At 51.1% G+C, this 9,087-nt stretch carries 8 protein-coding genes and 1 tRNA gene; 2 read left to right on the top strand and 7 right to left on the bottom strand.

The features are described from left to right. Positions 1 to 72 precede the first annotated feature (72 nt). From HMPREF2952_RS07950 to HMPREF2952_RS07965, 4 genes are all read right to left on the bottom strand, one after another. A complete protein-coding gene (locus HMPREF2952_RS07950) occupies positions 73 to 1,311 on the bottom strand; it encodes an NAD(P)/FAD-dependent oxidoreductase (RefSeq protein WP_004520074.1) in 1,239 nt (412 codons plus the stop codon). Positions 1,312 to 1,444: 133 nt separating this feature from the next. Continuing rightward, positions 1,445 to 3,763, bottom strand: coding sequence for an MMPL family transporter (locus HMPREF2952_RS07955; RefSeq protein ID WP_004520075.1), 2,319 nt, complete (start codon positions 3,761 to 3,763; stop codon positions 1,445 to 1,447). A gap of 93 nt (positions 3,764 to 3,856) precedes the next feature. Then, on the bottom strand, positions 3,857 to 4,474 hold the full coding sequence (locus tag HMPREF2952_RS07960) for a 4'-phosphopantetheinyl transferase family protein (protein ID WP_004520076.1): 618 nt from the start codon (positions 4,472 to 4,474) through the stop codon (positions 3,857 to 3,859). 52 nt (positions 4,475 to 4,526) lie between these two features. After that, positions 4,527 to 5,039 carry a hypothetical protein gene (locus HMPREF2952_RS07965; protein WP_224783355.1) on the bottom strand — a complete coding sequence of 171 codons (513 nt, stop codon included), beginning with the start codon at positions 5,037 to 5,039 and terminating at the stop codon, positions 4,527 to 4,529. A gap of 199 nt (positions 5,040 to 5,238) precedes the next feature. On the opposite strand from HMPREF2952_RS07965, the gene HMPREF2952_RS07970 reads away from it, so the two are divergent. After that, positions 5,239 to 5,331, top strand: a tRNA-Ser gene (locus HMPREF2952_RS07970). Between the two features lie 80 nt (positions 5,332 to 5,411). Then, positions 5,412 to 5,972: a pseudouridine synthase gene (locus HMPREF2952_RS07975; protein WP_004520078.1), complete on the top strand. Its 561-nt coding sequence runs from the start codon at positions 5,412 to 5,414 to the stop codon at positions 5,970 to 5,972. A gap of 55 nt (positions 5,973 to 6,027) precedes the next feature. On the opposite strand, the gene HMPREF2952_RS07980 is transcribed toward HMPREF2952_RS07975, so the two are convergent. The 3 genes from HMPREF2952_RS07980 to HMPREF2952_RS07990 form a co-directional block, all read right to left on the bottom strand. Then, positions 6,028 to 6,834, bottom strand: coding sequence for a DUF4198 domain-containing protein (locus HMPREF2952_RS07980; protein ID WP_003685136.1), 807 nt, complete (start codon positions 6,832 to 6,834; stop codon positions 6,028 to 6,030). A 151-nt stretch (positions 6,835 to 6,985) separates the two neighbouring features. Beyond that, positions 6,986 to 8,362, bottom strand: coding sequence for a DNA repair protein RadA (gene radA / locus HMPREF2952_RS07985; protein WP_004520079.1), 1,377 nt, complete (start codon positions 8,360 to 8,362; stop codon positions 6,986 to 6,988). A 74-nt stretch (positions 8,363 to 8,436) separates the two neighbouring features. Then, a complete protein-coding gene (locus tag HMPREF2952_RS07990; RefSeq protein ID WP_004520080.1) occupies positions 8,437 to 8,973 on the bottom strand; it encodes a hypothetical protein in 537 nt (178 codons plus the stop codon). Positions 8,974 to 9,087 lie beyond the last annotated feature (114 nt).

Consider the following 9,087-nt stretch of genomic DNA (forward strand, 5'->3'; position numbering starts at 1 on the left):
TTTAATGGTATGGATGAAGTTTCAGACGGCCTGTTCTGTTTTCAGTCTAGGCCGTCTGAAATACATTCGTCCTTATTCTACCTTCAAATCGCCCACCAATGCGGCAAGTGTGGACAAGCGTTGCTCGGATTTTTCCACGAATGGATTATCCGTATCCCAAGCGTAGCCTGCCAAAATAGACGAAATCATGCGGCTGATTTCAGGACTGCGGTTGGGCGCGTAGATGGCATTTTGGAAGCGGAAATCGTACCAACCGTTTACATAAGTGCGGAACGCGTTCACGCCGATCATCAGTTGGTCGGCAAATTCGGTTTGCCAATCGGCAGCTTCGCCTTTGAGCTGCTTGCCCAACAAATCGGCAGCCAGTTTGGCAGAGTGCAGGGCAATGGTTACTCCGGAGGAGAAGACTGGGTCGAGGAATTCGGCGGCGTTGCCCAAAAGAGCAAAATGTTTGCCGTATAAGGTTTTCACGTTGGCGGAATAGCCTTGGATAGAGCGGAACGGAAAGTCGTTTTCCCAAACGGCTTTATCTAAAATTTCCGCCAGCATCGGGCATTCGTACACAAATTTTTTCAACACGGCTTCTGATTCGCCGGCCAGTTTGTCGGGCGTGCCGACAACGCCGATGGAGCAACGGTTGTCGCCGAAAGGAATCAGCCAAATCCAGACATCGCGATGTTCAGGGTGCGTGTTGATCAGGATTTTATTGCGGTCGAATTTCGGGCTGGTGATGTTGTCGTCGATATGCGTGAAGTGGGCTTGGCGCGGAGGCAGCTCGGACGGACTTTCCAAATCTAAAAGGCGGGGCAGGACGCGACCGTAACCGCTGGCATCCAAAACGAATTTGGCAGTCAGTTCATAGTTTTCGCCTGTATCGGTCGCAACGCTCAAACGTGCCACATTGTCACTGTTGTCAAACGCGGTTACGCCGTGTCCGAAGCGGACATCGACGCCTTGTTTTGCCGCTTCATCAATCAGGATTTTGTCGAAGATGCCGCGGCGCACTTGATAAATAGTACCGGGGCCGTCTGAAAATTTTTCAGTAAAGTTGAAATCTGTGTAACGGCTGCCCCATGAAAACGCAGCACCGTCTTTAAATTGAAAGCTGGGTTCGGCATGCACTGCATCGGCAAAACCGGCTTCTTCCAACATTTCCATGCAATGCGGCAACAGGCTTTCGCCGATGACAAAGCGCGGGAAATGTTGTTTTTCCAATACGCAAACTTTAAAGCCTTGTTTGTTCAGCAAAGCGGAAGCAACCGAACCTGAAGGGCCTGCGCCGATAACGGCAACGTCAAATTCTACGGACATTTGAAAATACCTTTGATTTTAATGATAAATAATGTTTAATCCATCGCCTGAAATTTTTCAGACGGCCTTTTGCAACTTGGCGATAGAAGTTGAAAAAAATATCGCTTCAACTTCAATCGCCTTCATCTTTTGTCTAATTTTTCAACAATGTGCCTGCCAGCCAAATATTGAATGCCACACCGATGGTAACCGTCATACCGAACGCGGCAACGGCGGGCGTGCTGCTGATGGCGAGCAGGGCAAAGGAAATGGCTGTTGTAGCGGCGGCAAGCAGCATACCGCCTAATTTTGCCGGCGCGCTGTGATGTGCAGTAGCGGCATAGACGGCATAGTCCACGCCGATGGCGGATACTAAAAGCAGGCCGAACATGGCAAACAGGCTGACGGGAATGCCGGCCAAACCGAGTACGGCAACGGTGCAGATGGCGGCGGCCAGCGGCACGGCAAGGATTTTGCTGCCGCGTTTGAAACCAAACATTTTCCACAAGAGCAGCCATGCCAACACATAGGAAGCCAGTTTCAACCATGCGGCCTGATTGCGCGTGTGGTGGAAAAGCTCGTTTAAGTGGGCGCGCTTGTCAGCCCAATGTACGCCGGAGACGTGTTGCGCCACGGCGCGTACGGCGGCTTCATCGGTCATGCCGTTCAAACGCACGACGGCAGCAAAATGGCCTGGTTCCACTTCGCCCAAATACAAGGAACGCCAAGCCTCTGCCAAATCGGTATTCAGGCCGTCTGAAAGCGACAATGGTTGCGTATCGGCAGCTTGCAGCAGGGCATCGCGCACGGTTTTGCGAGGAATACCGATTTCTGTGAGCGGTTTCCAGCTATCAGGCAATTTGGTCAATTCGCGCAGGCGGTTTTGCAGTTTTTGCTGTTCCGTTGTCGGCAGGATGAATTGGTCGGGCGATTGGATGCCGGACAGTTTGCCTTGCGCGATTAAGGGCTGCAGGGCACGACCGAGTTCGGCGGTTTTCTTCAATAGGGCATCTTCGCTTTGTGCTTCGGCCACCAAATATTTTCCACCAAAATCCGTGCCGCTCAACTGGCCGATTTGTTGTACCTCGGCCAACATCGCGGTCGGCATATTGACCCATTGACGGATGTCGTCACGCCAGTCGCTGCGCCATAATCCGACTGCCAGCAAAATTCCGCCCACGATTAACCAGCCGCGTTTGTGCAGGCGGTTTTTCAGACGGCCTGACAAGGAATAGAGCTTTTCGGTTAATGCGGCAAAAGGCACGGTTTTGGCACGGTAGTGGCGAAACAGCGGCGGCAGCCATAAAACGGTGGCACCAAACGCGCCAAATAAGGCGAAGCCTGAAAACACGGCGGTTTGGCGCAGTACAGGCAAAGGGGTGAACCACAGCAGCGCGTAGCCCAAGACGGTAATTGTCAGGCTGACGGCAAAACTTGGCAAGACATGTTTCATTGCTGATTCAGCCTGCCAAACGGTCTTTTCAGACGGCCCGAATACCGACGGAGCAAGCCAGTGCAACGGGAAATCCACCAACATACCCACCAGGCTGGTGCCGATGACGATGGTCAGGATATGCACTTCGCCGAAGGTTAATAACGCAACTGCCAATCCGGTCAACATGCCGGCTGCCAACGGCAAAGACAGCAAAAACACGCGGCCGCTGCGGAAGACCCACAACAGCAGCGCAAAGGTCAGCCCAAGTCCGACCATGCTCATCAGCCGGCTTTCTTTTTCTGCGGCTGCTTTGGATACAGCGGCGAACAATGCGCCGCCTGCGCTTAAGGTTTCCGCGCCGTTTTCCGAAGCGATTTGACGGCTTTGCGCCATCAGCGGCAAGAGGGCGTCGTTGCCGGAAAATTGATCGCCGCCGGCGAGCCGTCCGCGTAAAAATACCCAAGTTTTGCCTTGGTCTTCGGCAAACAGCATGCCGTTGTCCATGTCCCACTGCAAACGGCTTTGCGGATTGGCTTTGTCGGCAACAAAGCGTCCAAAGCCCAGCCAGTCTTGTTCTAAAGACAAAGGGGAGGGAGCGGCAAAAGGATTGGCCACGGCTTCTGCGCGCGCTTGAAAATAGGCTTTCGGCTGCTCAAACAGCAGGCGGATTTCGTCTTGCGGCAAAACGGCCAAGCCTAGTTTCTGCATATCCGCCCGCACTTTATCCAAATTCGGCGTCATGCTACTGTCGACTTGTTCAAATACGCCGCTCTTGCGCCATGCATCGGCAATTTGTGCGGCCGTCTGAAAAGCAGTTTCGGCATCGGTACTGCCGGCAAGCAAAATGACTTGCGAATTGAGCTGCGCTTCTGCAGCTTTATCCGCAGCCGTCAGTAAGGCATCGGGTTGCTGCTCGCTTGGCAATAACGCGGTCAAATCGGTTTGGATACGCGTTTGTGAAGCAAAGGCATAAACCAAAAACAGGGTAAGAAACAGGATAAGGGCAGTATAGAGGCGGTTTAGGAGGCGAAGATTCATCGTTCAGACGGCCTTTTGCAAATGCTGCTGTTGGTGTGTGGAATAAGTAAAAGTCCAGTAAATTAAATCAGATTATTATTAGTTTGTCAGTTGTTAGATAGTTTGCCGGTCGGTTAAGTCATTGAGCTTGAGTGAGCCGAAAAACTGCCATTGCAGAGCGACGGTTTTTTCCTTCCAAACGCAGGCAATTGCCATCGTATCCGCCAAAATCGCGCTTGTGCCGCGCCAATCGGTTTGCTTTCCAGCGCGTAAACCGACGGGTTGCCCTGAATCGAAAACATAGCCGACCGATTTCATGTCTGACGGAAAATCCAAATTTGCCGCTTTAATCAATGCTTCTTTGAAACACCATAATCGGTAAAACGTTTCAGACGGCCAGTTTGCCGTTTCCAAATAGTCTTGTTCTTCCTGCGAGCAGATCAAAGCCGACAGCGCTTTAAAATCGCGCGGTCGGATAAATTCGATATCGACACCGGCTGTTAAGGGATGAAGCGCACACAATAAAGCGGCAAAGCCTTGGCTGTGGCTCAGCGATACAGCCGGTAAATCGGTTTGCTGTTTTAATGCTCGGCTGACTTGCCAGTCTTGACGCTGCGCCAGTTGCGGCGTGGCAGCCAAACGTTGTGAATCGGCTGCATTTAGAGACGCATGATCGTAGCAGGCGGCAAAAGACGAATCGGCCAGCAGGCAGTGAAGGGGTGTCGTATCCATAAAATAGAAAAATGCCAAACTTCATATTGAAGTCCGGCATTTTTGACATTGCTTAGTGGAAGCTGCCTTTCAAAACCACACGGCTGTTGAATGTAGCGATGTGGCATTCGTATTCGTTACCGCCTTTGGTTACTTTGTCAAAGTAGCTAACCAGATGAACGGATTTGGCTTTTTTACGAAGTGCAGTGCTTTGGAAGCGTTTAACCGCGCTCAGGAATGCGCGTTGGCAGGTTTCATCAGGGGTTTTGCCGACTGAGTTGGAGATTTGACGGGAAGTCAAAGTCGCTCCGGATGTGCTGCCGTAGTGAACGCGGATACTAGGATCCAAAGCGGATTTGGCTTCGGCAGAGTTCAAAGCTACATCGACTTTACACATATAAATGTCGTTTTGACCTTTGCCATTGACTTTATGGCCTTCACCCATGCTGCGGCAGGCAGAACCGGCGGCAGTTGTTTTTGGAGTAGAAGTTTGAGAGGAGGAAGTAGATGGTTGGGAATTGCCGGATTGTGAGCAAGCGGCAAGCATCAGGGCGGATACGGCAACCAAAGCAGAAAAACGTAACATACGAACTCCTTTGTAATAAGGGGTGTGAAAAAAGGTTTACAGAAAACAAAATCATTTTAACATATATGAAAGAAGTATAAAAATAGGATGATGTAAAAAATATTATATTTTTATTTAAATGATTTCATGGTGTTAAGAAAGTTTGGGGCGGTCATGCTTGACGAAGGAGGGCAGAAAGCGTATATTGCGGTCTTCCTTAGGAGTAATGGCTGAGAGGCTGAAGGCACTTCCCTGCTAAGGAAGCATGTGGGGTCAACCTGCATCGAGGGTTCGAATCCCTCTTACTCCGCCAAATATGAAAGACACCGTTTATACGGTGTCTTTTTTATTATCCGGAATTTCTTGGAATCCAAGGCCGTCTGAAAGTGTGAAATGAACGATTTGATTATTCTAAACAAGCCTTATGGCGTGATTTGCCAGTTTTCTGCACATGAAAAACATCAGTGCCTTAAGGATTTTGTCGAGAAACCGGGATTTTATCCGGCCGGCCGTTTGGATACGGACAGCGAGGGTTTGCTGCTGCTGACCAATAATGGCCGTTTGCAGGCGCAGATTGCCGACCCGAAATTCAAGCAGGTTAAAACTTATTGGGCGCAGGTGGAGGGTTCTCCTGATGAAGCCAAATTGGATTTATTGCGCCGTGGCGTAGATTTGGGCGATTTTGTCACCCGTCCGGCCGAGGTCAGGGTATTGGAAGAAGGTGAAGCGGATGTTTTATGGCCGCGCGTGCCGCCGATTCGCGTGCGTAAGTCCGTGCCTGATTTTTGGGTGGAAATTAAAATTTCGGAAGGGAAAAACCGCCAAGTGCGAAGGATGACTGCGAAAGCAGGCTTTCCGTGTTTACGCTTGGTCCGCGTGGCAATAGGCCGTCTGAATCTGTTTGATTTGAATTTGGAATTGGGACAATGGCGGTTTGCGCCGCATCGTCCTTAAATAGGATGAATAAAGGCCGTCTGAACTATTCAGACGGCCTTTTGTTATGGAAAAATCAATGATGTGAATGACCGATTTGGAAGGTCAAAGTGGTGTAGTTCGCCTGCTTTTGGCACACGCTTTGATCGGGGAAATCGGCTTTGTGTTCTACGCTGGCTTTCCAGAAACCTTGGCGCAATGGAATGATGCTGACTTCGCCTTTGTCATCGGTGGTATCGGAGAAGGCTTGGGCTTCGGTTTTATGGGTTTTGCTGCGGTCGCTGGTGTCGAAGCCGTCAAATGTGGCGGTAACGGTGGCGTTAGGCAGCGGCTCGCCATTGAAGAGGACGCGGACTTTGAAGCGTTCGCCGACGTGGACGTTGGCAGGGTTGTCCAAAGGTACGATTTCCAAATGTTGGCCGACTTGTTTGGTGATGATGGCGGTATCTGCGCTTTCGTGGCCGACATTGACGATGTTTTTGCCGAACATACGGGTTTGTTCGCAATAGCTTGCATCAGGCATTTCTTTGATGCTTGCCTGCTTCCAGCCCGCGCTGTTTTTTGACCAGAAAGTCGGTTGGTATTCGGCGGTTACCAAGTAGCTGCCGTCTTTGACCGGCAGTTTGCTGCGGTATTGGTAATTGTATGTGCCTTTTTGAATCATGTTTTCTTTGCCTTTTTCAGTCACCAGTTGCATGGGTTTGCTGAAAATGTGCAGGCGGTCTTTGGCGATAGGTTCAAGCTCAGGGAATTCGCCATAGCCCAATTCGGCTTCAAGGTATTCGCCGCCATGTGTGTGGGCGGTTTCAACCCAAACGCGATGGGCGTGTGCGGCAGTGCTGAACAGGAAGGCGGATGCGATAAGCAAAGCGGTTTTTTTCATGATTTCTCTCCGATTTTCGATGTGTAGAAAAGATAGAACAAAGTCGTTCGTTATAATATAACAAAATTATTTAAATTTAAAGAGAGGCCGTCTGGAAGTTTTCAGACGGCCTTTTAGCTGATTGTTTTTTGAGTCGGATTATTGAAACGGTTTAGTCCCCGTCACGACAGACGTCAATCGCTTCCTGCAAACTGCTGACGCCGTAGATTTTCAGGTTTGGAAACTCTTTGTCATGGCGCGGCATATTGGCCTTGGGAACGATGGCGCGTTTGAAGCCGAGTTTTTCCGCTTCTTTGAGCCGCTCTTGTCCGCGTGCGACGGGGCGGACTTCGCCGCTTAGGCCGATTTCGCCGAAAACCACGGTTTTTTCGGGCATGGGGCGGTTGCGGAAGCTGGAGAGCATGGCGAGGATGACGGCAAGGTCGGCGGCGGGTTCGCCGATTTTGACGCCGCCGACGGCATTGAGGAACACGTCTTGGTCGAAACAGGCGATGCCGCCGTGGCGGTTTAGGACGGCGAGCAACATGGAGAGGCGGTTTTGTTCGAGGCCGACTGTGAGGCGTTTGGGGGTGAAGCCGTGCGCGTCATCGACCAATGCCTGAATTTCGACCAAAAGCGGGCGGCTGCCTTCCTGTGTGACCAAAACGCACGAACCGGGCGTGTCGTCGCGGTAGCTGGCAAGGAAGATGGCGGACGGGTTGGATACGCCTCTCAAACCGTTTTCGGTCATGGCGAATACGCCCAATTCGTTTGCCGCGCCGAAGCGGTTTTTGATGGCACGTATCATGCGGTAGTTGGAATGTTGGTCGCCTTCGAAATACAGCACGGTATCGACCATGTGTTCCAATACGCGCGGGCCGGCAATCGCGCCGTCTTTGGTAACGTGTCCGACCAGTATCATGGCGATGCCCATTTGTTTCGCCATGCGCGTCAGTTGGGCGGCACACTCGCGCACCTGCGACACGGAGCCGGGGGCGGAAGTGATTTGGTCGGAATACATAGTTTGGATGGAATCAATGACCACGACTGCGGGCTGATGCTGTTTCAAGGCCGTCTGAATCGCTTCCATGCGGATTTCGGCAAGCAGGTTCACGCCTTCGGTGGGCAGTTCCAAACGTTGCGCACGCAGGGCGACTTGTTGGGCGGATTCCTCGCCGGAAATGTACAGCACTTTGCGACTTTGCGCCATTTTGGCAATGGTTTGTAACAGCAGCGTGGATTTGCCGATGCCGGGGTCGCCGCCGAGCAGGATGACCGCTCCATCGACCAAACCACCGCCCAATACGCGGTCAAGCTCGCCCATGCCGGTCGGATTACGCGGCACTTCGGTCGCGGTAACGGCAGAGAGGGATTGGATGGTCGAGGTGTCCGCCGCCCAAGATTGGAAGCGGGCGTTTTTCGGTTCGGGCGCGGCCAGGCTTTCCTGAAGTGTGTTCCACTCGCCGCAATGCGGGCATTTACCCTGCCATTTTGGGGAAGTACCACCGCATTCGGAACATTGGTAGATGGTTTTGGGGGCTTTTGCCATGGTGTTTTGTTTCCGCAGTATTTTAGTGGGAAGGCCGTCTGAAAAGTGAGGGAGGTTTTCAGACGGCCTTGAGATTATGGGTGTGTTTTTTTGCTGTTTTCAAGATGGTTGAGTATTTTATCCGGATCTTGTTTAAAGTAGCTGGTTTGGTTGCCACTGGCTTTGTCAGTCAATTCCAACATACCGGGCAGGCCTTTGATGATGAGGATTCTGGCTTTTATGGTACTTTTTTCACCTATTTTTTGTTTGTTTTGTTCTTCTTTGCCGTTGATGGAGGTTTTATAGTCAGTTACGGTTTGGTGGATTTCTTGTTTTTTCTCGTCAAATGTCCAATTAAAGTCCTGTCTGATGGTGAAGATTTTGTTGGTGGCTTTGAAACTCATTATGGCGATGTCTGTGCCAGTGTTGTCGGGGTTAAAGATGGTTGTGTTGATAAGAGCGCCTTCTTCGTTTTCGACTGCATTTCCCCAGAAGCCGTGTAGGTTTTCACTGGTGATTTTGTTGGCAATGTACATCTCAGAGGCTTGTTCGGGTTTGGCTGCCGATGATACCGGGGAGTTTAGGAGGAATAGGCTGGTCAGTGCGGGGAGGATGAGTCTGGAAATGTTCATGTTTGTTCTTACCTTGGAGTAGGGAGGTGTTTATAGGCCGTCTGAAAATGGAAAGTTTTCAGACGGCCTTTTATCGGATAAAGATGGGTTTATTTTTTGCTGTCTTTATCCGCA

The organism is Neisseria sp. HMSC068C12 (assembly GCF_001814095.1).
Classification (GTDB): Bacteria; Pseudomonadota; Gammaproteobacteria; order Burkholderiales; family Neisseriaceae; genus Neisseria; species Neisseria perflava.

Coding starts and splice junctions, on each gene's coding strand:
- HMPREF2952_RS07950 (WP_004520074.1), bottom strand. CDS start 1,311: ATGTCCGTAGAATTTGACGTTGCCGTTATCGGCGCAGGCCCTTCAGGT.
- HMPREF2952_RS07955 (WP_004520075.1), bottom strand. CDS start 3,763: ATGAATCTTCGCCTCCTAAACCGCCTCTATACTGCCCTTATCCTGTTT.
- HMPREF2952_RS07960 (WP_004520076.1), bottom strand. CDS start 4,474: ATGGATACGACACCCCTTCACTGCCTGCTGGCCGATTCGTCTTTTGCC.
- HMPREF2952_RS07965 (WP_224783355.1), bottom strand. CDS start 5,039: ATGTTACGTTTTTCTGCTTTGGTTGCCGTATCCGCCCTGATGCTTGCC.
- HMPREF2952_RS07975 (WP_004520078.1), top strand. CDS start 5,412: ATGAACGATTTGATTATTCTAAACAAGCCTTATGGCGTGATTTGCCAG.
- HMPREF2952_RS07980 (WP_003685136.1), bottom strand. CDS start 6,834: ATGAAAAAAACCGCTTTGCTTATCGCATCCGCCTTCCTGTTCAGCACT.
- radA (WP_004520079.1), bottom strand. CDS start 8,362: ATGGCAAAAGCCCCCAAAACCATCTACCAATGTTCCGAATGCGGTGGT.
- HMPREF2952_RS07990 (WP_004520080.1), bottom strand. CDS start 8,973: ATGAACATTTCCAGACTCATCCTCCCCGCACTGACCAGCCTATTCCTC.